This window comes from Gemmatimonadota bacterium (assembly GCA_041390105.1).
Lineage (GTDB): Bacteria > Gemmatimonadota > Gemmatimonadetes > Longimicrobiales > Gaopeijiaceae > JAGQIF01.
Window position 1 is genome coordinate 1,227,278 of sequence record JAWKQO010000001.1, and the last position, 22,602, is coordinate 1,249,879.

Genomic DNA, 22,602 nt, shown 5'->3' on the forward strand with positions numbered 1-22,602 from the left:
TCGAGGGATGACTACTCTTCCTGTCCGAGCGTTACCGAGAGCCCCAGGGCCTGGAGCTCTTTGACCAGCACGTTGAAGGACTCCGGGATCCCCGGCTCGGGGAGGTTGTCGCCCTTCACGATGGCTTCGTACACCTTGGAGCGTCCCGTCACGTCGTCCGACTTGACCGTCAGGATCTCCTGCAGCGTGTGCGCGGCCCCATAGGCCTCGAGCGCCCACACCTCCATCTCTCCGAAGCGCTGCCCACCAAACTGGGCCTTCCCGGCCAGCGGCTGCTGCGTGACCAGGGAGTAGGGCCCGATGGAACGCGCGTGGATCTTGTCGTCCACCAGGTGGGACAGCTTCAGCATGTAGATGGCGCCCACCGTCACGGGGAAGTCGAAGCGGCGGCCGCTGCGACCGTCCCGCAACCAGATCTTCCCACCCGGCAGCACCTGGGCCTCTTCGAGCATCTCGGCAGCGGCCGCGTCCAACCCGGCAGCCTTCGCCTTCGCGGAGCGAAGCGCCGCGATGGCCGGGTACCGGTCTTCCAGCGACGCACCGCGGCGTGTAGCGAGCTCTTGCCCTGCGTGGATCAGATAGGCCTTCAGCGCCTCGACCAAGCGCCCCGCCCCCTTGGCCAGGTCGACCGAGTCGAGCAGGTCCAACGCATGGCCGATCCCCGGCCCGCCGCCGTTTCCATTTCCCTTGCCGTTCCCGGAACCCGCCTCCCGCCGCGACGGCAGTCCGGCGATGCCCTCGATCCAGCTGTGCAGGTCCTCGAGCGACACGGGCGGGCCGTCCCCGCTGATCTCCAGCGAAGCGTGCGCCCAGGCCAGCCCGGCCAACTTCAGAAGCGTGCCCACCTCATCCTCGGACGCACCCTGGAAGACAGGGGTCTTGGCACCGAAGCCCAGGACCTGCGCCGCCCAGCCCAGGTGGGTCTCGAGGATCTGTCCCACGTTCATGCGGGACGGCACGCCCAGTGGATTGAGCACGATCTCCACCGGACGTCCATCCGGCAGGAACGGCATATCCTCTTCGGGCGCGATGCGGGCAATGATGCCCTTGTTTCCGTGCCGGCCCGCCATCTTGTCCCCGACGGAGATCTTTCGCTTCTGGGCCAGGTAGACCTTCACGAGCTGGACCACGCCCGGCGGAAGCTCATCGGGCTGGAAGACTTTGTCGATCTGCTCCTCGGTCTTCTCGCGGATACGGTCGATGCGCCGCTGCGCTTCGTCCACCAGCAGTCGAATCCGCTCGTTGACCTCCTGATTCTTGACCTTGAGGGTCGTGAGGTCGATCTCCGTGAGATCCGCCTCGGCCAACTCGGCGCGGCTCAGCTTCACGCCCTCGTCGTAGAGGGGCTCCACGGTGCCCTTCTTGAGGCACAGTGCCACCGTCTGGCCGTCGAGCAGCTCCACCAACTCCTCGCCACGAGCTTCCGCGATGCGCTGGATCTCGTCGCGCTCCTGCTGCCGGAGCTCACCGATGCGCGCCCCGTGCTCCTTCTCGAGGAGAGGGTCGTCGATCCGGCGCGAGAAGATCTTCACGTCGATCACCGTCCCGGCCATGCCCGGAGGCACCCGCAGCGACGAGTCCTTCACATCTTTGGCCTTCTCACCGAAGATCGCCGTGAGGAGCTTCTCCTCCGGCGACAGCTCCGTCTCACCCTTGGGTGTGATCTTGCCCACAAGGATGTCGCCGGCCTTCACGCGCGCGCCGATCCGTACGATGCCGCGCTCGTCGAGGTCGACGAGGCTCTCCTCCGCGACATTGGGAATCTCGCGGGTGATCTCCTCCATGCCGCGCTTGGTGTCGCGAACGTGGAGCTCCAGTTCCTGGATGTGGATCGACGTGAAGACGTCCTCCTTGACCAGCTTCTCGCTGATCACGATCGCGTCTTCGTAGTTGTATCCGTACCAGGGCATGAAAGCGACCAGCACGTTACGGCCCAGTGCGATCTCTCCGCGATCCGTGGAGGGACCGTCGGCGATGATGTGGCCCGGGGCTACCTTCTGGCCTCGACGGACGAGCGGCCGCTGGTTGATGGCCGTGTCCTGGTTGGTGCGCCAGAACTTCTTCAGCCGATAGCGGTCGAACTGTGCCAGTCGCGCCAGCGGCGCGCCGGCTTCCTTGGCCTTCGCGTTCCCCGTGTCGACCACGATCTCGTCGGCCGTCACATGCACGATCTCACCGCCGCGCCGGGCCGTGATCACCGCGCCCGAATCCATCGCCACCTTGGTCTCCAACCCGGTGCCGACCAGCGGCGCATCCGGGTAGAGGAGTGGCACGGCCTGCCGCTGCATGTTGGAGCCCATGAGCGCGCGGTTGGCGTCGTCGTGCTCGAGGAAGGGAATCAGCGCCGCGGCCACCGACACCATCTGGTCGGGAGCGACGTCCATGTAGTCGATGGCTTCCGGCTTCAACAGAGGGAAGTCGCCGCGCTCTCTGCACAAGACGAATTCGTTCCGGAACGAGCCGTCCTCGTTCAGAGGCGCGTTGGCCTGGGCAATGCGCGCCTCTTCCTCTTCGTTGGCCGACAGCCACTCGATCTGATCGGTGACTCTACCGTCGACCACCTTGCGGTAGGGCGTCTCCACGAACCCGAGCTCGTTGATGCGCGAGAACGTGGTCAGCGAGGTGATCAGCCCGATGTTGGGACCTTCCGGCGTCTCGATCGGGCACATGCGCCCGTAGTGCGAGTAGTGCACGTCGCGCACCTCGAAGCCGGCACGCTCGCGGGTCAGTCCTCCCGGGCCCAGTGCAGAAAGCCGGCGCTTGTGCGTCAACTCTGCCAGCGGATTCGTCTGATCCATGAACTGGCTGAGCTGCGAAGAGCCGAAGAAGGCCTGCACGACCGCGGAAACGGTGCGCGCGTTGACCAGGTCGTCGATGTTGATCTTCTCGGGATCGGTGTTGATCGACATGCGCTCCTTCACCAGGCGCGCCATGCGCGACAGACCCACTGAGAGCTGGTTGGCGATGAGCTCGCCCACCGTCCGCACGCGACGGTTGCCCAGGTGGTCGATGTCGTCCGTGAAGCCCCGACCCTCGGTCAGTTCGATCAGATAGCGCAGAATCGCTGCGAAGTCGTCCCGGGTGAGCACGGTGGTGGCGGCCGGCGCGCTCACGCCCAGCCGCTGGTTGATCTTGTACCGGCCGACTCGTCCGAGGTCGTAGCGCTTCGGGTTGAAGAACACCCGCTCCAACGCGATGCGCGCGGTCTCGACGTTCGGGGCCTCCCCCGGGCGAAGCAGCGAGTAGATCGCGTAGAGCGCCTCCTCCTCGCTGCTAGTGGGGTCCTTGCGGATCGTGTTTCGCACGATCGGACTCTCGCCGCGGGCACCGCCTTGGGCGCTCGAATAGATCTCGACCTTGGCGATGCCCGCCCGGAGCAGCCGGCCCGCCAGGGTGTCGTCGATCTCGTCGGAGATCTCAGCCAGCAGCTCGCCGGTCTCGGGATCCGCCACCTCCGCCGCGAGCACGCTGCCGATCAGTCGCTTGGAATCCGCTTCGTCCGCGATGGCTACCGTCTCGGTGGTGAAGAAGAGGCGGTAGATACTGTCGTTGTTCCCGTAGCCGAAGGCCCGCAACAAGGCCGTAGCCGGGAACTTCTTCTTCTTGTCGATATGGACGTAGCAGATGTCGTTGATGTCGATGGTGAACTCGACCCACGACCCCCGGAACGGGATGATTCTGGCGCTGAACAGCTTCGAGCCGTTCGGATGCACGCTCTCCTCGAAAACCACACCGGGAGAACGGTGCAACTGACTCACCACGACTCGCTCGGCACCGTTGATGATGAACGTGCCAAGCTCGGTCAGCAGGGGTAGATCACCGAGGTAGACCTCCTTCTCGATGATGTCCCGCGGCCGCCGTTCGCCGTCCTCGAGGTCTTCCCAGACGATCAAACGCAGGGTGGCCTTGAGCGGCGCAGCGAACGTCATGTCGCGCTCGATGCACTCCTCCACCGAGTACTTCGGCTCACCCAGTGAGGCCGTGACGTACTCGAGCGTGAAGTTCTCGTTCACGTCGGAGATCGGGAAGATCTCCCCGAACACGCGGTCCAGGCCAAAGTCCCATTGCAGCTCGGACTCCGGGGTGGGCTGAGCCAACTTTTCGAAGGACTCGACCTGCACGTCCAGGAGATTTGGCATCTCCATGATGGACGGCAGCTTCGCGAAGCTCAGGGTCGGACGAGACTCAATGCGGGTACCCAACGGGAACCTCCCCTTGGACCCATGTGCTCGCAGCACGGGTCCGGTGCACGTTCAAGTCTTGCAAGCACGGACGCCCCCGACACCACGAATGGGTGCCGGGGACCCCCAGCTGGCAGCCTGCGTTCTTGGAAATAGGCAGCGGTGTCGTCCTGGTCCTACTTCAGGGTGACGCCGGCGCCCACTTCCTCGAGCTTGGCCTTGAGGGCTTCGGCGTCCGCCTTCGACACCGACTCCTTCACGGTCGAGGGTGCGCCCTCAACCAGGTCCTTGGCCTCCTTCAGGCCCAGGCCGGTGATCTCGCGGATCACCTTGATGACCTGGATCTTCTTGTCGCCGACGGACTGGAGAACGACCTCGAACTCGTCCTTCTCCTCCTCGGCGGCCGCGGCAGGCGCAGCGCCACCGGGCATCGCGGCCACCGGGGCGGCGACGGCGGTGACGTTGAACTTCTCCTTGAACGCCTCGACGAAGTCGGCGAGCTCGAGGACCGTCATGTTCCCGATCGTGTCGAGCAACTCCTGATGCGTAGCCATGGGTACTGCTTCCTCCTTGTGCGGATCCGGCTCGAAAGGCCGGGAACTCGGCGAACAGCGCTCCGGTGATCGTTGGAGACAAAGCCGCGAAAGCGGCCCGTCCCTACTCCTTGATCTGCTTCAGGGCTTCCAACAGCCCCGCCATCTCTCGGGTCAATGCCTCCAGCACTCCCACGAATGCCGACAGGGGCGCCTGGAAAGCACCCGCCAACTCGGCCAACAGCTGCTCTCGGGACGGCAGGGTCGCGATCCTCTTGATCGCAGCCGCATCCACCAGAGAGCCTTCCACGACACCGACCTTGAAGACCGGCCGTTCGTCATGGGTTTTCGCGAACTCTGTCAGCGCCCGGGCGGGTTCCACCGCATCGGTGGGGCTGATCACCACGCCCGTGGGCCCTTTCAGGTGCTCCGTCAGTCCCGGCACGTCGAGCTCCGCCAGAGCGCGCTGCGCCAGGCGGTTCTTGACGACCACGAACTGGGCACCGGTCGCCCGCAACTGACGGCGCAACTCGGTCATGGACGCCACATCGAGCCCGCTGAAATCCGTCAGGTAGAGCACCGTCGTAGGATCGATGCGCCCTTGGAGGTCAGAGACGAACTGTTCCTTCACCGAGCGCTTCATCAGCCGGCCCTCCCGAACGAGTTCGGGTCGATCGCGATGCCCGGCCCCATGGTGCTGGAGACCGTGACGCTACGTACGTACGTGCCCTTGGCCGACGACGGCTTGGCCCGAAGAATCGAATCCATGAACGCCCGCAGGTTCTCCTGTAGCTGATCCCTGCTGAACGATACGCGGCCGATGGGAGCGTGGACGTTCCCGGTCTTGTCGACCCGGAACTCGATCTTACCGGCCTTGATCTCGTTGACCGCCTTGGCCACGTCCAAGGTCACCGTCCCCGCCTTGGGGGAAGGCATGAGGCCACGGGGGCCCAGGATCTTCCCGAGCTGCCCCACCTGCCCCATCAGGTCGGGCGTGGCCACAGCAACGTCGAAATCGAGCCAGCCATCCTTGATCTTCTGGACGTATTCGGTGCCCGCATAGTCGGCCCCCGCTTGCTCCGCCTCCTTGAGCTTCTCGCCCTGGGCGATCACGAGCACACGGACCGACTTCCCGGTCCCGTTCGGAAGGACGACGGTGCCACGCACGACCTGATCGGCCTTACGAGGATCGACCCCGAGGCGGGTGGCGACCTCGACGGTCTCGTCGAACTTCGCAAAGGAGAGGGATTTCAGCAGATCGAGCGCGTCACTCGCGTCGAACCGCTGGCCGGCGGGCACGCGCCTGCGCGCCTCGGCGTACTTCTTTCCGCGTTTCGGCATGTTGTCGTGAGCCGTCCATTGGCCCTCCCACCCCTGGCGGCTCGCAGGTGGTGGTTCATCGGGCACGTCTCGGGGGCCCCAGCCCCCGGGATCAGACTTCGACCTCCAACCCCATGGAGCGCGCCGTGCCCGCGATCATCCGCATGGCAGCTTCGACATCGTTGGCGTTCAGGTCGGGCATCTTGAGCTCGGCAATCTCGCGGAGCTGGGCCTGCGTCACCTTTCCCACCTTGTCCCGGTTCGGGACACCGGCGCCCTTGGGGATGCCGGCCGCCTTCTTCAGCAGCACGGCCGCTGGAGGCGTCTTGGTGATGAAGGTGAACGAACGGTCCGCATACACGGTGATCACCACCGGGATGATCATCCCGGGCTGACCCTGCGTCCGCGCGTTGAACTGCTTGCAGAACTCCATGATGTTGACGCCGTGCTGGCCGAGCGCCGGCCCCACCGGGGGCGCCGGGTTCGCGGCACCCGCGGGCACCTGGAGCTTGATGTATCCTGTGATCTTCTTCGCCATGATGCGTCAGCCCCTAGTAGCCCCGAAGCTGGGTATAGTCCAACTCCACCGAGGTGGGGCGTCCGAAAAGCGACACCTCCACCTTCACTTTGCCTTTGTCGTGGAAGACCTGCTGGACGGTCCCCGAGAAGTCGGTGAACGGTCCCTGCGTGATCTCGACCACCTGGCCCGCGTGGAACGGGATCTCCTCCCGCTCCTCGTCCTCCTCGGACTTGATTCCGAGGATCTTGTTCATCTCCTCGTCGCGCAGCGCCTGGGGCTCACGCCCCGACCCGACGAACTTGATCACACCCTGGATGTTGTTGATCAGGTGTTGCGTCTGCTCGTTGAGCAGCATCTGCACGAGGACGTATCCGGGATAGAGACGCCGGGTCACCGTCACTCGCTTCCCGTTCTTGATCTCGACCACGTCCTGCGTGGGAACGAGCACATCGAAGATGTCGCTCCCTCCCAGGTCGGCCTCGTCGCTCGCCTTCCGGAGAATGAGCTTCTGCACCTTGTTCTCATGACCCGAATAGGTCTGCACCGCGTACCAGCGGGAATCGGGGCTCGGTTCGGTCATGAACCCCGCCTCAGGCCGCGCCGAAGATGCTCAGGATCATGTTGATGCCGCCTCGGGCCACCAGATCCATCACCCAGATCACGGCCGAGACCAGCACCACGAACAGAATGATCACCCAGGTCGCGTTGCGGGTCTGAGGCCAGTCGGGCCACGTGACCTTGTGCAACTCGGCCCAGCAGTCCTCCACGAAGGACCGGGTGTTCTGGACGAGCGAACGACTTCCCTGTTCGGCAGCCATGGTGTCGGCGATGCTCCCAGCCTACTTCGTTTCTTTGTGCACGCGGTGCGTCCGGCACCGAGGGCAGTACTTCTTGTGCTCGACGCGCTCGGAGTGCAGCCGCTTGTTCTTGGTGGCGGTGTAGTTCCGCTCCTGACACTCGGTGCAGGCGAGCGTGATGCGGTCGCGCGGCATCGTGGTTCCTCCCGGGTGCTACTCGATGATCTCGGTGACGACGCCGGCGCCGACGGTGCGGCCGCCCTCGCGGATCGCGAAGCGCAGCTCCGTGTCCATGGCGATCGGCGTGATCAGCTCGATCTCCATCTGCACGTTGTCCCCCGGCATCACCATCTCCACTCCGCCCGGCAACTGCACCGACCCCGTCACGTCCGTCGTCCGGAAGTAGAACTGCGGCCGGTACCCGTTGAAGAACGGCGTGTGGCGTCCCCCCTCTTCCTTCGTCAGGACGTACACCTCCGCCTTGAACTTCGTATGCGGCGTGATCGACCCCGGCTTCGCCAACACCTGCCCGCGCTCGATCTCGTCCTTCCCCACGCCCCGCAGCAGCAGGCCCGCGTTGTCTCCCGCTCGGCCCTCTTCCAGCAGCTTCCGGAACATCTCCACCCCGGTCACCACCGTCTTCTTGTCCGAGCCCATCCCCACCAGCGACACCTCGTCGCCCACCTTCACGATCCCACGCTCGATCCGTCCCGTCGCTACCGTCCCCCGCCCCGTGATCGAGAACACGTCCTCCACAGGCATCAGGAACGGCCGGTCGATGTCCCGCTCCGGCTCCGGGATGTAGCTGTCGATCGCGTCCATCAGCTCCTGGATGCACTCCGCGTCCGGACCCTCGCCCGCCGCCTCCAGTGCCTTCAACGCCGATCCCTTCACCACCGGGATGTCGTCCCCAGGAAAATCGTACTCGCTCAGAAGCTCCCGAACCTCCAGCTCCACCAACTCCAAGAGCTCCGGGTCGTCCACCATGTCCACCTTGTTCAGGAACACCACGATGTACGGCACGTTCACCTGACGCGCCAACAAAATGTGCTCCCGCGTCTGCGGCATCGGTCCGTCCGCCGCGCTCACCACCAGGATCGCTCCGTCCATCTGAGCCGCCCCGGTGATCATGTTCTTCACATAGTCCGCGTGCCCCGGGCAGTCCACGTGCGCGTAGTGCCGGTTCGCCGTCTCGTACTCCACGTGCGCCGTCGCGATCGTGATCCCCCGCTCCCGCTCCTCCGGCGCCTTGTCGATCTGGTCGAACGCGACCGCGTTGCCCCCGTGCTTCTTCGCCTGCGTTACCGTGATCGCCGCCGTCAACGTCGTCTTCCCGTGGTCCACGTGGCCGATCGTCCCCACGTTCACGTGCGGCTTGGTACGCTCGAATTTCTCCTTGCCCATCGTCGTTCCTCGTCGATGCCCAGGTTAGTCGGGTTCGGTGGTCCGGTCGCTACGCGGTTTCGCCGGCGGCGAGGAGCGTGGGCGAAGCCGGCGGCTTCGCGTCGACGCCATCCCTCCCCCGCGGGCGGGTCTCGATCGGCGGGAGCGTGGAGTCCCGGACGGGTGAGAAGCCAACCGGCCCGCCGAGGCTCCCCCGTGGGCAGCTCGTTGGACCGTCATCCGATCCTCCGGCGGAGCCGGCGGGGACGGGATCTCGACTCGGGATTGTTCCGTGCGGACCGCAGACCGAACATCCCCCGACCGGGACACAAGGCACCGGCTGGGGGACAGACAGGGAAAGCTAGACGGGACACCAAATAGTGTCAACGCTGGGACCCCGGCCTGGACCCCATCTTCCCGTGGTGCCGCGCGGCACCCGCAGGGGTCGACCACCTGCACGCCTTGACCGCCCCGGCGCCCCTGGAGAGACTCCTGGGCAGCGGGAGCGCTTCAACGTGGTGTTGCGTCGAGCCGACACGGATCCATGGCGCTATCGCCTTGTCTTTCAACAGGTTTCGCCTCCTTCACCCTGGCTCGGCTCTTGCAGCCCCTCCCGCCGGAAGGAGGGGTCCGAGCGAGAAGATGCGTGTCCTGATCACCGGTGGCGCCGGCTTCATCGGCAGCTACTTCATCGAGCGACTGATCCGAGCCGGGTCCGAGGTCACCGTTCTGGACCTCGCACCCTGTCCGTATCCCGGGGTCCATTCCATCGTGGGCGACGTCCGCGACCCTGCCGCGGTCCGTGAGGCGATCCAGGGGGTGGACCGGGTCCTGCACCTGGCTGCAGCCCACCACGACTTCGGGATCTCCGAGCAGACCTACTTCGACGTCAACGAAGGCGCCGCCCGCGTGCTGGTCCAGGCGATGGAGGAGCACGGGGTACGGGAGCTCTGCTTCTACAGCTCCGTGGCAGTCTACGGGTCCACCCCGCCTCCCCGGACCGAAGCCACGCCGCCGAGCCCAGAAGCCCCCTACGGCGCGTCGAAGCTCGCGGGGGAACAGGTGTTTCGGGCCTGGACCGACTCCGGGCCGGATCGCACGGCCTGGGTGATTCGGCCGACGGTGGTCTTCGGACCTGGGAACTTCGCGAACATGTTCGCCCTGATCCGGCAGATCGCGCGGGGCCGCTTCCTTCAGATCGGCGAGGGCACCAACATCAAGAGCCTCGCCTACGTCGAGAACCTCGTCGACGCCACCTTCCACCTCTGGGAGCACGTGCGGGAGCCGGGATTCCACGTCTTCAACTATGCGGACAAACCGGATCTCTCCAGCGGTCGGATCGCGGATACGATCTACCGGGCCCTCGGGCGGACCCCTCCGTCGCTACGGGTGCCCCTCGGACTCGGGCTGCTCCTTGCAAAGCCCTTCGACTGGACGATCCGGCTGACCGGCGCCAACCTGCCGATCTCTGGAGCCCGCATCCGGAAACTGGCGGAGATGGAGACCCAGTTCGAAGCGGACCGCATTCAGCAGGCCGGCTTCTCGGCCGCCGTACCGTTGAGCGACGGGCTGAGCCGGATGGTCCGTTGGTACCTGGACGACGGGCGCTTCGCCACGCCCGTGCGCCGCCTGCCCCCGGCGGAGCCCCTCACTTCCCACTACGCCGCGACGCCACCGCCCTCGCCAGTCGAACGGCCGTGATCCTGCCCGGCATCATCGCCCTCCTCCTGGTCGTGCTCGCGTGGGGGCTGTACCCGATCGGGCTACGGGCCTTTGGGCGTCCGCCCCGCATCCATGCCGAGGGCGGGCCGGTCGAGGCGGTATCGGTGGTGATCGCGACCCGGGACGACCCTGAACAGGTGGCTCGCCGGGTGGAGAACCTCGAGGCGTCCGACTTCCCCCCCGGCCAGTTGGAGATCGTCGTGGCGGTCGATCCCACCGCGGCCTGGTCGACCCACGACTATCGCTCCTCGCTGGGCGAGCAGGTCATCGTCGTGCCCGGCGACCCTCCGGGCGGCAAGGCTGCCACGCTGAATGCGGGCGTACGCGCGGCCACGCGTCCTCTGGTGATCTTCGCCGACACCGGCCAACGCTTCGCGCCCGATGCCCTCCTGCGCTTGGCGCAGCGACTCGCCGAGCCTGGCGTGGGCGCGGTGTCCGGCGGGTACGAGACCCAGCAGCGCGCGGGCCGGGTCGCGGATTCCCTGTGGAGGCTGGAGCAGTTCATTCGTCGCGGCGAGGCGTCGGTCCACAGCATCGTTGCCGTGACCGGAGCCATCTACGGAATGCGCCGCTCGTTGTGGAAGCCTCTTCCCGCCGGTGCGATCTGTGACGACCTCTTCGTCCCTTTCAACGTGGTGTTCCAGGGCGAACGGGTCGACTATTGTGAGGAAGCACTGGCGGTCGACCCCCGCCACTTCACCCGAGCCCAGGACTTCCGCCGCAAGGTGCGTACGCTCACGGGCATGATCCAGTTCTGCCTCTGGATGCCCCGCGTGCTGCTGCCTTGGCGAAACCCCGTCTGGATCCAGTTCCTGTGCCACAAGTTGCTCCGCTTGGCCACGCCGTTCCTTATGCTCGTGGCCGTCGCATCCCTGGGACCCCTGCTGTGGCGTTGGGTGCAGCCCCTCGCGCTCCCCGTGCTCGGGGCGGCCGGGGCCGCGCTGGTGCTGTTGGCGGTGCTGCGCCCTCGCGCGATCGTGCGTCTTTCGCGCGAGGCCGGGTGGGCGCTCCTGCTGCTGGCCGCCCCGCTGACGGCATCCTACCGCGCGGTCCGCGGCCGCTGGACCTGGAGCTGACACGCATGTCCTTCGCCCCCGAGCCACGCGCGCTTCGTCGAGACGACTGAACCATGTGCGGAATCTGCGGCATCGCGATCCCCCGAGCCGTCGGCGGAACGGTCGACGTCGACCGCATTCGCCGGATGGCCCACACGATCGAGCATCGAGGGCCAGATGGATCCGGAGAATACGTGGGCGAAGGCGTCGGACTCGGACACCGCCGCCTCAGCATCGTCGACGTGGAGGGTGGCCGTCAGCCCATGGCATCCGACGACGGCCGGCTTCATCTGGTCTACAACGGTGAGATCTACAATCACCCCGACTTGATGGCGCACCTCAAGGCCGACGGTGTGCCGTACCATACGCACTGCGATACGGAGTCGCTGCTCCGATGGTACGAGCGGGAAGGGCTGGACGCCGTCCGACGCTTTCGCGGCATGTTCGCCTTCGCCATCTGGCATGTCGACCAGCGCAAGCTCGTACTTGTGCGCGACCGCTTCGGCATCAAACCCCTCTACTATCACCTGAGCCAGGACGGCACCCTGACGTTCGGCTCGGAGATCAAGGCGATCCTGGCCGCAGGTGTGGGCGTGGCGCTCAACCTGGACTCACTCCCCGACTTCCTCGCCAATCACTCGACGTTCGGAGACGAGACCCTCTTCGCCGGGATTCGGCGTCTGCCCGCTGGGCACACACTCACCTGGCAGGACGGCCGCGTGTCGATCGAGCGCTACTGGGATCTGGCCATGGGAGGCCCCAGGGCCGAGGGGTCCGATGCGGACCTCATCCAGGAGTACCGGGAGCGTTTGACCGAGGCGGTTCGTCTGCGGCTGATGGCCGACGTTCCTTTGGGGGCGTTTCTCTCTGGCGGCATCGACTCCGCCGCCATCACCGCGCTCATGAGCTCGCTCATCGACGATCAGGTGAAGACGTTCTCGGTGGCCTTCGCCGAACGGGAAGCCAACGAGCTCGCCTACGCACGTCAGGTCGCCGAGCGCTTCCGCACGGATCATCGAGAGATCGTCGTACATCCTGACGACTTCTGGCGCGCCGTGCCCCGGATGGTGTGGTTCGAGGACGAGCCGATGGCGCACCCGTCTTCGGTCCCGCTCCATTTCGTGGCGCGGCTGGCGCGTGAGCGGGTCAAGGTCGTCCTCACCGGAGAAGGCAGCGACGAGACCTTGGCCGGATACAACCGCTACCGGGTCACGCTGTTGAACTTGCAGATGGGGCGTCGCTATGGCCACATCCCGAGCCCGCTGCGCCACGCCGTACGCGGAGGCATCGGATTACTCCCGGCCGCATCCAAGTGGCGTCGCCGACTCTCGCGCACCTTCCTGGTGATGCCTGCGGATCTGGAAGCGATCTACTTGGACAACTTCGCCGTGTTCGGCAGGAACCGGCAGGCCACCCTTCTGGATCCCTCGCTCCGGGAGCGTACACGCTCGCTGGACCCCTATGCGGCCTACCACCAGGCCACCGAGCGCTGCGGGAGCGACGACCTCCTGGATCAGATGCTCTACGCGGATTCCTCCACCTACCTGCACGAGCTGTTGATGAAGCAGGACCAGATGAGCATGGGCGCGTCCATCGAGAGCCGCGTCCCCTTCCTGGACCACCCGCTGGTGGAGTTCGCCGCCCGGCTCCCGCGCCACCTGAAGCTCAAGGGATGGACGACCAAAGTGGTACTGCGGGAAGCCATGCGGGACGTCCTCCCGGAGACCATCCTGCGCCGTCGCAAGATGGGCTTTCCAGTGCCGGTGGGTCCGTGGCTGCGGGGCCCCTACCGCGCCATCGTGGAGGAGTTCGTGCTGTCGGATCGCGCCCGCTCGCGTGGCCTGTTCCGCGAAGAGGCCCTGCGCACGCTGGTGGCGGAACACGACGCCGGGGCCGGAGGGCATCAGGAGCGTCTCTGGAGCCTGGTGAACCTCGAGGTGTGGCAGCGCATCTTCATCGACGGCGAGGCCGTCGAGGACGTGACGATGGTCCCCGGGCTCACGGCCATGGCGGGATCCGTCTGATGCGCATCCTGTGGCTCAAAACCGAGTTGCTCCATCCACTGGACAAGGGTGGGCGCATCCGGACCTACCACATGCTGAAGGCGCTGAAGCGCGACCATCACATCACCTATCTCACGCTGGACGACGGAAACGCGGCGCCCGACGCCATCGAGCGCGCCAGCGAGTACTGCCACGAGCTCGATCGGGTCCCGTTCCGCACCACGCCCAAGGACTCTCCCCGCCTGTACGGCGACCTCTTGCTCAACGTGTTCTCCCGCCTGCCCTACGCGGTCGCGAAGTATCGGTCCCGCGAGATGGAGGCCCGGGTACGTAGGCAGGTCGCCAGCGGACGCTACGACGTGCTGGTCTGCGACTTCCTCTTTCCCAGTCGCAACGTCCCGGGCGGGCTCGGATGCCCGACAGTCCTGTTTCAGCACAACGTCGAAGCCGCGATCTGGGAGCGGCACACACAGGTCTCGCGCTCCCGGCTGCGACGCACCTACTTCGGCAGCCAATGGCGGCGCATGCGCTGGATCGAAGGGCGCGAGTGCCGGCGCTTCGACCATGTGGTGGCGGTCTCGGAGGCCGACGCCCACAAGATGGAAGCGGACTACGGTCTCCCCTCGGTGTCGTGGGTCCCCACCGGGGTCGACACCGACTACTTCAAGCCGTCGCACGGGCCTCCAGCAGGCTCGCGCGAGCTTGTCTTCACAGGCGCCATGGACTGGATGCCCAACGAGGACGCGATCGTCTTCTTCGCCGAGGAGATCCTTCCCAAGGTGCGGGCGCGGGTGCCCGATGCCCAGCTGACGTTGGTGGGACGGAATCCCACCGAACGAATCCGTCGCATGGCGGAGGCGTCGGCCGGTCTGGAACTGGTGGGACGCGTTCCCGACGTGAGGCCCTACGTCGAGCGCGCTGCCGCCTTCGTCGTGCCGATTCGGATCGGAGGGGGCACGCGTCTCAAGATCTTCGAGGCGATGGCCATGGAGCGGCCGGTGATCACCACCCGCGTCGGCGCCGAGGGCCTTCCGGTCGAGGACCGCTCACACGTGCGCTTTGCCGACGAGGCGGACGCGTTCGCCGACGTGGTGGTCGAGTTGCTGGAGGACGAGGAGGAGGCTCGCCGGCTGGGTGGCGCGGGAGCCGCCTACGTGCGCGAGCACTTCGGGTGGGATCGGATCGCCGAGGCGTTCGCTGCGATCTGCGAGGATGTAGCGGGCGGGCGGGTGCCGTTGCCCGCGCGCGCCTCGCCCTAGTCTGCGACCGTGATTCGAACCGAAGAGCTCCGAATGGGATTTGAACCCATGACCTCTTCCTTACCAAGGAAGCGCTCTACCCCTGAGCTACCGGAGCTTACCCACCGTTCCTGACCGGTGCTCACCCGGTCAGCACTGCAAGCGGGAGACGGGACTCGAACCCGCGACCCTCAGCTTGGAAGGCTGATGCTCTAGCCAACTGAGCTACTCCCGCACACTCGACCACCGATGGTGGGGGAAGGATTCGAACCTTCGAAGGCATGAGCCAGCAGATTTACAGTCTGCCCCGTTTGACCGCTTCGGTACCCCACCGGCCGTGCCGGCCCTGCCCTTCGCCGGCGGAGGCCGGACGCCCCCATCCCTGGGAGCCCCGGCGACCACACGAGCTGACGAAGGGACTCGAACCCTTAACCTGCTGCTTACAAGGCAGCTGCTCTACCAATTGAGCTACGTCAGCGGAAACAGAGCCAGTTAGTATAGGCCTCTATTTCCTGGAGTGTCAACCGGATCGGTCCCCTCCCGCCGCCAGCTTCCAGCGGGTCCCCCCAGGCGTGTCTTCCAGGATCACGCCCTCGGCAGCGAGCCGATCCCGGATGTCGTCCGCCGCCTGGAAATCCCTGCGCGCCCGGGCCTCGTCCCGCTGGGCCACCAGCGCTTCGATCTCCCGCTCCCGCCCCGCCGACGTCTCCTGCGCTCGTCGCGCCAGCTCGAGCAGCCCCAGGACCGAATCGACCGACTCCAGGGCCTCCCGCGCCTGAGCGCGCTCGCTCCCCGGCGTGCCGGGATGGGCATCCAGCTCCGCGTTCACATCGCGCACCCACCCGAACAACGCGGCCAGCGCATTGGGGGTGTTGAGGTCGTCGTCCATGGCCGCGCGGAACTCGGCCCGCAGCCGTGCCGCCAACTCCTCCATGCGCGTGGAGTGGCTGAAGGCGGACTGCCCCTCCTCTTCCAGGCGGAGTGCGAGATCAGCGAGCCGGCGCACGGCTGCACTCGATGCCGCGAGGCCTTCGCGCTTGAAGTTCAGCTCGTGACGGTAGTGCGACGAGATCAACATGTGCCGCACCGCGGCAGGGTCCACGCCTGCGTCGAGGAGTTGTCGCACGGTGAGTGTGTTGCCCAACGACTTCGACATCTTGCGGTCTTCGAGCAGAAGGTGCTTCACGTGCACCCAGTACCGCACGAAGGTCCGGCCGGTCAGCCCCTCCGACTGCGCGATCTCGTCCTCGTGGTGGGGAAAGACCAGGTCCTCGCCACCCAGGTGGATATCCAACGTCTCGGCCAGCTCGCCCATGCTCATGGCCGAGCACTCGATGTGCCAGCCGGGCCGCCCCCGCCCCCACGGTGAATCCCAAGCCGCACCGACCTCCTCGTCCACCGGCTTGGCGGCCTTCCACAGCGCGAAATCGCGGGCGTCGTCCTTGGCGTATTCGTCTACCGCCACGCGGGCACCCGAGCGCACCGCATCGGGATCGATCCCCGACAGCTTCCCATAGTCTGGAAAGGCCGCGATGCGGTAGTACACCGAGCCGTCTTCCGTGGTGTAGGCCAGACCCTTCTCGATCAGGCGACCGATGAAGTCCAACATCTGCGGAACCCAATGCGTCGCGAGCGGAGTCGCATCCGGGCGGCGGATCCCGAGCGCCGCGGACTCCGACAGGATGGCATCCGCGTAGGGACGGGTGTACTCCTGCAGCGGAACGCCGCGGCGTCGTGCTCCTTCGATGGTCTTGTCGTCGACGTCGGTCAGGTTCATGACGAAGCGAACGTCGTAGCCCGACCAGATCAGGTAGCGGCGGAGGACGTCATAGAAGACGAAGGACCGGAAGTTCCCGATGTGCGCGTGGTTGTACACCGTCGGTCCGCAGGCATATACGAGAACCCGCGGCGCATGCAGCGGCTCGAAGGGCCGGGCGGACCGGGTCAGGGTATCGTAGAGCTCCAGCGACATCGTCGTCCGTTCTTTCGTCGTGGCAGGGGTCAGACGCGCCCGCGCCCGGCGCGCGGCAACACCCGCAACTCGTCGATCCACCAGCGGCCCTCGTCCCACACGAGGCTGGTGAACAGGCGGTAGCGTACCGCCTCCGAGGTCCCCAGCACCACCGTGTCCCACTCCATCTCGGCGAACCCCCGTCCGGGGTCGCCCTCCGTCGCCGCGACGCGGCCGCTACGCATCCCTCCGGCCTCGTGGGCGTCGAAGAAGTCCCGGAGCGCCGCCAATGCCTGCCCGGGCGCCAGTCCGGAGTGCGTCTCGTCGTGCAGGTGCAGGAGGACACCGTCGGGACGCAGCCACTCCCGGACCCCACCCCAGTCCCGCTCGGCCAACGCTCGCTGCACGGCCCGAGCGCTTCCGTTCAAACCCTCCTGAGCCGACGCTGGAACTGGCACCCACGCCAACAGGAGAATCCAGGCGGCATTGCGAACGGCCTTCACGTTCGCTGGAACGCGGCGGCCAGCTCCGCGTGCACCCGGGCGAGCGCCGCCGCAGGGTCCGCGGCGCCGGTGACGGCACGGCCGATCACCAGGAGGTCGGACCCCGCCCGGGCGGCCTCCGTCGGGGACGCGACCCGGGCCTGGTCATCGACCCCCTGATGGACGAGACGGATCCCGGGGGTCACCAGCAAGAGGCGCCGCCCGAAGGCCTCGCGCAGCCCGCTGGCCTCCGCCACCGAGCAGACCACGCCGTCCAGACCGGCGTCGAGCGCCCATCCGGCCCTGCGGCGGACCTCCTGTTCCACGTCGACCGGCGCCCGCCCCAACAGGAGCGAGAGGGCCGGGGCATCCAAAGACGTCAGCACCGTCACCCCCAACAGACGCACCCCCCCCTGAGCCGCTCGCGCGGCGGCCTCCAGCATGGTCGGCCCGCCGCTCGTGTGCACGGTCAGCCACTCGACCCCCAGGCGGGCGGCCACCGCGACTGCGCCGGCCACGGTGTTGGGGATGTCGTGGAGCTTGAGGTCGAGGAAGACCCGATGGCCCCTCTGCAGCACCTCGCGAACCAGCGCGGGCCCCTCGGCGGCGAAGAGCTCGAGGCCGACCTTGTAGATCCGCGGCTCGGGCCCCAAGCGATCGAGGAGGGCCAGGGCAGTGCCCCGGTCGGGTACATCGAGAGCCAGAGCAACCTGCGGTCGTCCGCTCTCGAGAGGATCTGGACTCACTGCGTTCTGCCAGCTCCGATCAGCGCCTTCACATGCGCGAACCCGCGCTCGCGGCCGAACCGGCCGAGTTCCTCGACTACCCGGCCCGCGGAAGCGGGATCCGCGAACGAGGCCGTGCCGATCTGGACCAGTGAAGCGCCGGCGAGCAGGTATTGCACGGCATCTCCGGCAGTGGCCACGCCACCCACGCCCACGATCGGCACCTCGACGCGCTGGCGCGCCCTCCACACCGCATGCACTCCGACGGGAAGGAGGGCAGGACCGCTCATGCCACCCGGACCCGCGCCGAGACGAGCGACACGGGTGTCCACGTCGAACTGCAGCCCCGGAAGCGTGTTGACCATGGTGACCCCGTCCGCCCCGGCTTCGACGGCCAGACGAGCGCTCTCTCCCGGGTCGGGAGCGTTCGGCGCCAGCTTGGCCCAGAGCGGACGGTCGGTCCGCGCCCGCACGCGTTCCAGGACGGCGACCAACGCCTCCGGATCGAGAGCGAACGGAAGACCGCCACGCTTGGCGTCGTTGGGGCAGGAGAGGTTGATCTCGAACCCGACGAACCCGTCGGCGTCGTCCAGGCGCGCGACCACATGCTCGTACTCGTCGGCATCATGACCCGCGACGCTCACGAAGACACGGGGACGCCGGACGTGGTCCCGAAGCCACGGGAGCTTCGATCGTTTCACTTCATCCACGCCGGGGTTCGCCAGCCCGATGGAATTCAGCATACCGGCATGGAACTCCGCCACCCGGGGCGCGGGGTTGCCCCCTCGCGGCTCCCGCGTCACGGATTTGGTGACGAAGCCCCCCAGTGCTTCCAGGTCCGTGACCTCGACCAACTCCTGTCCGAAGCCACAGGTTCCGGCCGCCAGCAGCACAGGGTTTGGGAAGCGGGTTCCGAAGAGCTCCTGTTCGAGCCTCATCGCCCCACCGGGGCGTTCAGCGCTGCCGACCCGGTCGGATACTGCTCGAAGAAGCGCTGAACCGCCGTGGCGAGCGCACCGGCCGCGCTCTCCTGGAACTCGGGCCGGCCCAGGAGCCGCTCTTCCCCCGCATGCGTCAGGTAGCCCACCTCGATCAGGACGGCCGGCATCAGCGCGTTCGTGATCACAGCGAATGGGCCCTGCTTGACCCCGCGGTTGCGTCCGGGATGCACCTGCTCCAGGTCCTCGCCCAGGACCTCGGCGAGGTGGGCTGACCAGTGTTGGTAGTCGAGGTTGCGCAGTTCTCCGAGGATCTGCCCCAGCTCGTCGGGCGCTGGTCCCGACAGGACGGTCTGATCCGCAGCGTTTTCGATGGCCGCCACGCGGCGCTCGTCGTCGGTGCGAGCCTCGGAGAGGTAGTAGATCTCGAAGCCCCGCGTGGCCCGGGACGCGGGCAGCGCGTTCGCGTGGATGCTCAGGAAGATGCCGGGTCGATCACCCTTCACGAGCGTCGCCATTTCGCCGCGGCGCCAAAGCGGGACCCGCACGTCCCGGTCGCGGGTCAGATGGACCTCGATCGTCGAGTCACGGGCCAGCTCCTGGGCGAGCGCTCGCGCGATGCCGAGCGCCACGTCCTTCTCCCGCACGCCACCACTGCCGATCGCACCGGGGTCTCGCCCCCCGTGGCCCGGGTCGATCACCACCACTCTCGACGCGCGCGTCTGCACGGGTGGCGGCGGCGGCCTCAGGGCCACCTGCGTTTCAAACAGGGTGCGCGTTGCCGGATCGAACCCGAACCCCGGCACGCGATCGGGGAAGAAGTCGACGAGCAACTGGACGGGCACCAGAACCTGACCGCGCTCCACGTAGGGCGCATCCGTGAACTGCAGTAGGTCGTCGTCCCAGCGGAAGTAGGGCGTGCCCACGGCAAGGCGGATCCGCCCCCCGTTCACGCCGATGGAGACGGTATCCCGATGGCGCTCGACCGGCCAGCCGAAGTGGGCCAGCTCGGTCGCGTCGAAGGCGGCGAAGCCACGGCGGTCGTCGACCGCCACGGCCTCCGACTCCCGACCTCCCAGCCGGATCCACACGTCGGGGGCCTGCGCGACTCCAACACCGGGCTGTCCCCAGGCGGCGAGTCCGAGCAGAAGTGCCAGCCGCTTCATCCGCGCCGCCCCAGCGCCCGGGCGGCATCGCGCTCCTGCATGCGCTCCCGGATGCTGTCGCGCTTGTCGTGCAACTTCTTCCCGCGGCCGAGGCCCAGAGCGACCTTGGCCCGGCCTCTGCGGAAGTGGATATCCAGGGGGACCAGGGTCAGCCCCTTCTCCTCGACCCGCCCCACCAGCTTGCGGATCTCTTGGCGGTGCAACAGCAGCTTGCGGGGGCGTACCGGGTCGAGGTTCCAGCGGTTCGCTTCCTCGTAGGGGCTGATGTGCAGGCTGTGCAGCCACACCTCCCCGTCCTGGACGCGCGCGAACGCGTCCTGAAACGCCACCTTGCCCTGACGGAGCGACTTGACCTCGGGACCCGTCAGCACGATCCCCGCCTCCCACTCATCGAGAATCTGATACTCGTGGCGGGCTTTCTTGTTGCGGGCCACGACCTGGACCGCCCCTTCATTGCTCACAGCGCGGCTCGGCTCAGTAGATGAGGACCGGCGTGCCGACCTCGACCCGGTGGTAGAGGTCCCGCGCCGCTTCGTTCGTGAGGCGAATGCATCCGTGCGAGACCCTCCGGCGCTCCGGGTCGGGATTGAGGAGAAGACCGGGCGAGTTGGTTCCGTGGATGGCCAGCCCGTCTCCGAGGTAGAGTGCCGTGGTCCCCATCACGCCGGGAATCCGTCGGGAGGGGTGGTCCTGCGGAGGGATGCGGATCCCTTTCTCGACGTAGTACCAGTCCGGTGCCTCCCAAACGGGGTCCTTCTCCATTCGGCGAACACGAAAGAGACCCTTGGGGGTTGTGAACTGCCAACGCTTCCCCTGGCCCGACAGCCGAAACCCCGTCCCGGTTCCGGCCGGCGCCGACCAGATGATCCGACCCCCCTCCATCAGAAGGACCCGGTTCTCGGCGAGATGGACCACGATGTAGGGACCCGCATGATCCAGCAGGGGCTGATCGAGCTCGAGACCGTGCTCCACCGCCCGGGTGCGGTAGAGGGTCCCGTCGTCGCCGTCGAGGAGCTGGGCACCGACCGGCACGGCCGAAGCCCAGGCGGCGGCGACCACTGTGGTCGCGCCCCACCGGGAAAGGCGCCTCATCCGTGCGATCCGGGCTCTCATCATCCGTCCAACCTGGTTCTCCCTGCGGGTCGTCCGCAGGGTCCCCCTATTGTGGCACCCGCTCAACGAGGGGGCGACCCGCCGGGGAAGCCTCCCCTGAAACGGCGGCTTCCTGTTCCCCGTTCAAGATGCGTTCCGCGGCGAGGGGTCCCAGGCCGTTGAGGACCACCGACGCCTCGCCGCCCAGCACGAAAGCCACGGACGCGTAGTACAAGTAGAAGAAGAGCACCGCCAGGGTCGCCAGGTTCCCGTAGGTGCTGGAAAAGTCCGCCACGTTCCGGATGTACCAGGCGAACGCCTCTTTCAGCACCGTCAGGCTCACCGCCGTGATCGTGGCCGCGGTCAGGGTCGTCCGCCGAGGAAGTCGGCCCAGGGGGACCACCCGATAGATCACCAGCAGCAGGATCCACATGAACAGGAGCTCCAGCGCAGCTCCGGCACCCTCGTTCACCCAGCGGCTCGGAGCGAGCCCCGCTCGCTCGGAAAGCAGGCCGATCAGCTGCGACGTACCGCGGGCCAGGCCGAGCCCCAGGATGATGAAGGAGGCCCCGACCAGCACCATGCGGAAATCGAACCATTTCCCCGCCACCAACGACCGGTCGACTCTCTGATCGAAGACCCGCCTCAGGACCGAGCGCAGCGTCCCGACCAGCCGCGTGGAGATCCAGACGAGAACGAGGGCACCCGCGAGGGACAGGCCGGCGCTGCGGTCGACCACCCCGCCCACCGTATCCTCGAGTGCCGCCACCAGGTCGGGGTCCACCGCGCCGCGGGGCAGGAGTCGTAGAACCAACCCCACGGCTCCCGCGCCCGGATCGACGAAGCGGGCCCGCAGCACCCAGCCGGTCACGCCGGCGGCGAGCAGGAGGATCGGCACAATGGCGATCACCAGATTGAAGGTGATCGCGCCCGCCATGAAGAAGATGTCGTCGCGGTACGCCTTGCCGATGAGGTCGCGGATGAAGCGCCACCCGCGGGCCGCGCGGGTCACGACTCGCTGTCGGCGTCCCCCGGGACTTCGCGGGCGGCGGTGCGTGCGGCGTCAATCCCCGCACGGTACGCCGCCTTGGTCTGCTCGAGGCGACGTTCGAGGTCGCCGCGCGCGTCGCGCGCGGCCTGCCGTCCGGAGTCGATCGCCCCGCGCACGTCGTCCACCCGTGAATGGAGTTCCTCGCGTGCGTCGTCGACGCGCTGTCCGAGGGCTCGACTCGCATCGCGCACGCGTTCCTCGGCGATGCCCTTCCATTTACGGGCCTGGGCCTTCAACTCGGCCTGCGTCTCCTCTCCCGAGCGCGGAGCCAGGAGGAGGGCCACGCCGGCGCCGAGCAGCGCTCCGAGTACGAACGACCCGAATCCGCTGCCACCCTTCTCGACGATGATATAGGGAGATTCCCCGCGCTCGCTCATGGTACGACTCACGAGTTTGAAGGAGATCCGGGGGCCTTCCAGAAGGCGCGTCCGGGTAGATTGGAAGG

22 protein-coding genes and 4 tRNA genes are annotated in these 22,602 nt (G+C 67.1%); 4 read left to right on the forward strand and 22 right to left on the reverse strand.

Annotated features, from left to right (window positions below; genetic code table 11):
• Positions 1 to 11: 11 nt before the first annotated feature.
• From rpoB to tuf, 9 genes are all read right to left on the reverse strand, one after another.
• Positions 12 to 4,202, reverse strand: coding sequence for a DNA-directed RNA polymerase subunit beta (rpoB, locus tag R3E10_05525; protein ID MEZ4415196.1), 4,191 nt, complete (start codon positions 4,200 to 4,202; stop codon positions 12 to 14).
• A 155-nt stretch (positions 4,203 to 4,357) separates the two neighbouring features.
• Entirely contained in the window at positions 4,358 to 4,735 is a 378-nt protein-coding gene (gene rplL / locus R3E10_05530; GenBank protein MEZ4415197.1) for a 50S ribosomal protein L7/L12, read from the reverse strand.
• A 103-nt stretch (positions 4,736 to 4,838) separates the two neighbouring features.
• Positions 4,839 to 5,357 carry a 50S ribosomal protein L10 gene (gene rplJ, locus R3E10_05535; GenBank protein ID MEZ4415198.1) on the reverse strand — a complete coding sequence of 173 codons (519 nt, stop codon included), beginning with the start codon at positions 5,355 to 5,357 and terminating at the stop codon, positions 4,839 to 4,841.
• Positions 5,357 to 6,055 carry a 50S ribosomal protein L1 gene (rplA, locus tag R3E10_05540; GenBank protein MEZ4415199.1) on the reverse strand — a complete coding sequence of 233 codons (699 nt, stop codon included), beginning with the start codon at positions 6,053 to 6,055 and terminating at the stop codon, positions 5,357 to 5,359. The genes rplJ and rplA overlap by 1 nt, the downstream gene beginning before the upstream one ends.
• A gap of 91 nt (positions 6,056 to 6,146) precedes the next feature.
• Positions 6,147 to 6,572: a 50S ribosomal protein L11 gene (rplK, locus tag R3E10_05545; protein MEZ4415200.1), complete on the reverse strand. Its 426-nt coding sequence runs from the start codon at positions 6,570 to 6,572 to the stop codon at positions 6,147 to 6,149.
• A 13-nt stretch (positions 6,573 to 6,585) separates the two neighbouring features.
• On the reverse strand, positions 6,586 to 7,134 hold the full coding sequence (gene nusG, locus R3E10_05550; GenBank protein ID MEZ4415201.1) for a transcription termination/antitermination protein NusG: 549 nt from the start codon (positions 7,132 to 7,134) through the stop codon (positions 6,586 to 6,588).
• A 10-nt stretch (positions 7,135 to 7,144) separates the two neighbouring features.
• Positions 7,145 to 7,372, reverse strand: a complete 228-nt coding sequence (gene secE, locus R3E10_05555) for a preprotein translocase subunit SecE (GenBank protein ID MEZ4415202.1) — start codon at positions 7,370 to 7,372, stop codon at positions 7,145 to 7,147.
• Between the two features lie 21 nt (positions 7,373 to 7,393).
• Positions 7,394 to 7,546 (reverse strand): 50S ribosomal protein L33, encoded by a 153-nt coding sequence (gene rpmG / locus R3E10_05560; protein ID MEZ4415203.1) that lies wholly within the window; start codon positions 7,544 to 7,546, stop codon positions 7,394 to 7,396.
• Between the two features lie 18 nt (positions 7,547 to 7,564).
• Positions 7,565 to 8,755, reverse strand: a complete 1,191-nt coding sequence (gene tuf / locus R3E10_05565) for an elongation factor Tu (protein ID MEZ4415204.1) — start codon at positions 8,753 to 8,755, stop codon at positions 7,565 to 7,567.
• 621 nt (positions 8,756 to 9,376) lie between these two features.
• On the opposite strand from tuf, the gene R3E10_05570 reads away from it, so the two are divergent.
• From R3E10_05570 to R3E10_05585, 4 genes are read left to right on the forward strand one after another with little or no spacing between them, the layout of a single operon-like run.
• Entirely contained in the window at positions 9,377 to 10,435 is a 1,059-nt protein-coding gene (locus R3E10_05570) for an NAD-dependent epimerase/dehydratase family protein (protein ID MEZ4415205.1), read from the forward strand.
• Positions 10,432 to 11,532 carry a glycosyltransferase gene (locus R3E10_05575; protein ID MEZ4415206.1) on the forward strand — a complete coding sequence of 367 codons (1,101 nt, stop codon included), beginning with the start codon at positions 10,432 to 10,434 and terminating at the stop codon, positions 11,530 to 11,532. The genes R3E10_05570 and R3E10_05575 overlap by 4 nt, the downstream gene beginning before the upstream one ends.
• A gap of 53 nt (positions 11,533 to 11,585) precedes the next feature.
• On the forward strand, positions 11,586 to 13,535 hold the full coding sequence (gene asnB / locus R3E10_05580; protein ID MEZ4415207.1) for an asparagine synthase (glutamine-hydrolyzing): 1,950 nt from the start codon (positions 11,586 to 11,588) through the stop codon (positions 13,533 to 13,535).
• Positions 13,535 to 14,773 carry a glycosyltransferase gene (locus tag R3E10_05585; GenBank protein MEZ4415208.1) on the forward strand — a complete coding sequence of 413 codons (1,239 nt, stop codon included), beginning with the start codon at positions 13,535 to 13,537 and terminating at the stop codon, positions 14,771 to 14,773. The genes asnB and R3E10_05585 overlap by 1 nt, the downstream gene beginning before the upstream one ends.
• Before the next feature lie 25 nt (positions 14,774 to 14,798).
• Here the strand turns inward: R3E10_05585 and R3E10_05590 are convergent.
• The 13 genes from R3E10_05590 to R3E10_05650 form a co-directional block, all read right to left on the reverse strand.
• A tRNA-Thr gene (locus R3E10_05590) sits at positions 14,799 to 14,870 on the reverse strand.
• A 43-nt stretch (positions 14,871 to 14,913) separates the two neighbouring features.
• Positions 14,914 to 14,987 (reverse strand) — tRNA-Gly (locus tag R3E10_05595).
• Between the two features lie 15 nt (positions 14,988 to 15,002).
• A tRNA-Tyr gene (locus tag R3E10_05600) sits at positions 15,003 to 15,085 on the reverse strand.
• 72 nt (positions 15,086 to 15,157) lie between these two features.
• Positions 15,158 to 15,230, reverse strand: a tRNA-Thr gene (locus R3E10_05605).
• Between the two features lie 42 nt (positions 15,231 to 15,272).
• Positions 15,273 to 16,724: a cysteine--tRNA ligase gene (cysS, locus tag R3E10_05610; GenBank protein MEZ4415209.1), complete on the reverse strand. Its 1,452-nt coding sequence runs from the start codon at positions 16,722 to 16,724 to the stop codon at positions 15,273 to 15,275.
• A 29-nt stretch (positions 16,725 to 16,753) separates the two neighbouring features.
• Positions 16,754 to 17,206, reverse strand: a complete 453-nt coding sequence (locus R3E10_05615) for a hypothetical protein (GenBank protein ID MEZ4415210.1) — start codon at positions 17,204 to 17,206, stop codon at positions 16,754 to 16,756.
• Positions 17,203 to 17,931, reverse strand: coding sequence for an orotidine-5'-phosphate decarboxylase (pyrF, locus tag R3E10_05620; GenBank protein ID MEZ4415211.1), 729 nt, complete (start codon positions 17,929 to 17,931; stop codon positions 17,203 to 17,205). The genes R3E10_05615 and pyrF overlap by 4 nt, the downstream gene beginning before the upstream one ends.
• On the reverse strand, positions 17,928 to 18,848 hold the full coding sequence (locus tag R3E10_05625) for a dihydroorotate dehydrogenase (GenBank protein ID MEZ4415212.1): 921 nt from the start codon (positions 18,846 to 18,848) through the stop codon (positions 17,928 to 17,930). Before R3E10_05625 ends, pyrF begins: the two co-directional genes overlap by 4 nt.
• Positions 18,845 to 20,014, reverse strand: coding sequence for an N-acetylmuramoyl-L-alanine amidase (locus R3E10_05630; protein MEZ4415213.1), 1,170 nt, complete (start codon positions 20,012 to 20,014; stop codon positions 18,845 to 18,847). The genes R3E10_05625 and R3E10_05630 overlap by 4 nt, the downstream gene beginning before the upstream one ends.
• Positions 20,011 to 20,475, reverse strand: a complete 465-nt coding sequence (gene smpB, locus R3E10_05635) for an SsrA-binding protein SmpB (protein MEZ4415214.1) — start codon at positions 20,473 to 20,475, stop codon at positions 20,011 to 20,013. Before smpB ends, R3E10_05630 begins: the two co-directional genes overlap by 4 nt.
• Positions 20,476 to 20,488: 13 nt before the next feature.
• The gene (locus tag R3E10_05640; protein ID MEZ4415215.1) at positions 20,489 to 21,106 is read right to left on the reverse strand and encodes a L,D-transpeptidase; all 618 of its coding nucleotides are present in this window, start codon (positions 21,104 to 21,106) and stop codon (positions 20,489 to 20,491) included.
• A gap of 67 nt (positions 21,107 to 21,173) precedes the next feature.
• Entirely contained in the window at positions 21,174 to 22,118 is a 945-nt protein-coding gene (locus R3E10_05645) for a YihY/virulence factor BrkB family protein (protein MEZ4415216.1), read from the reverse strand.
• Positions 22,115 to 22,534 (reverse strand): YtxH domain-containing protein, encoded by a 420-nt coding sequence (locus R3E10_05650; GenBank protein ID MEZ4415217.1) that lies wholly within the window; start codon positions 22,532 to 22,534, stop codon positions 22,115 to 22,117. The genes R3E10_05645 and R3E10_05650 overlap by 4 nt, the downstream gene beginning before the upstream one ends.
• Between the last annotated feature and the right edge of the window lie 68 nt (positions 22,535 to 22,602).

Bases quoted from the DNA above. Each gene is read 5' to 3' on its own strand.
- R3E10_05625 (MEZ4415212.1), bottom strand. From the start codon at position 18,848: ATGAGGCTCGAACAGGAGCTCTTCGGAACCCGCTTCCCAAACCCTGTG.
- rplJ (MEZ4415198.1), bottom strand. From the start codon at position 5,357: ATGAAGCGCTCGGTGAAGGAACAGTTCGTCTCTGACCTCCAAGGGCGC.
- rplK (MEZ4415200.1), bottom strand. From the start codon at position 6,572: ATGGCGAAGAAGATCACAGGATACATCAAGCTCCAGGTGCCCGCGGGT.
- tuf (MEZ4415204.1), bottom strand. From the start codon at position 8,755: ATGGGCAAGGAGAAATTCGAGCGTACCAAGCCGCACGTGAACGTGGGG.
- rplA (MEZ4415199.1), bottom strand. From the start codon at position 6,055: ATGCCGAAACGCGGAAAGAAGTACGCCGAGGCGCGCAGGCGCGTGCCC.
- R3E10_05570 (MEZ4415205.1), top strand. From the start codon at position 9,377: ATGCGTGTCCTGATCACCGGTGGCGCCGGCTTCATCGGCAGCTACTTC.
- R3E10_05640 (MEZ4415215.1), bottom strand. From the start codon at position 21,106: ATGAGGCGCCTTTCCCGGTGGGGCGCGACCACAGTGGTCGCCGCCGCC.
- cysS (MEZ4415209.1), bottom strand. From the start codon at position 16,724: ATGTCGCTGGAGCTCTACGATACCCTGACCCGGTCCGCCCGGCCCTTC.
- rplL (MEZ4415197.1), bottom strand. From the start codon at position 4,735: ATGGCTACGCATCAGGAGTTGCTCGACACGATCGGGAACATGACGGTC.
- asnB (MEZ4415207.1), top strand. From the start codon at position 11,586: ATGTGCGGAATCTGCGGCATCGCGATCCCCCGAGCCGTCGGCGGAACG.
- R3E10_05650 (MEZ4415217.1), bottom strand. From the start codon at position 22,534: ATGAGCGAGCGCGGGGAATCTCCCTATATCATCGTCGAGAAGGGTGGC.
- nusG (MEZ4415201.1), bottom strand. From the start codon at position 7,134: ATGACCGAACCGAGCCCCGATTCCCGCTGGTACGCGGTGCAGACCTAT.
- R3E10_05585 (MEZ4415208.1), top strand. From the start codon at position 13,535: ATGCGCATCCTGTGGCTCAAAACCGAGTTGCTCCATCCACTGGACAAG.
- rpmG (MEZ4415203.1), bottom strand. From the start codon at position 7,546: ATGCCGCGCGACCGCATCACGCTCGCCTGCACCGAGTGTCAGGAGCGG.
- secE (MEZ4415202.1), bottom strand. From the start codon at position 7,372: ATGGCTGCCGAACAGGGAAGTCGTTCGCTCGTCCAGAACACCCGGTCC.
- R3E10_05630 (MEZ4415213.1), bottom strand. From the start codon at position 20,014: ATGAAGCGGCTGGCACTTCTGCTCGGACTCGCCGCCTGGGGACAGCCC.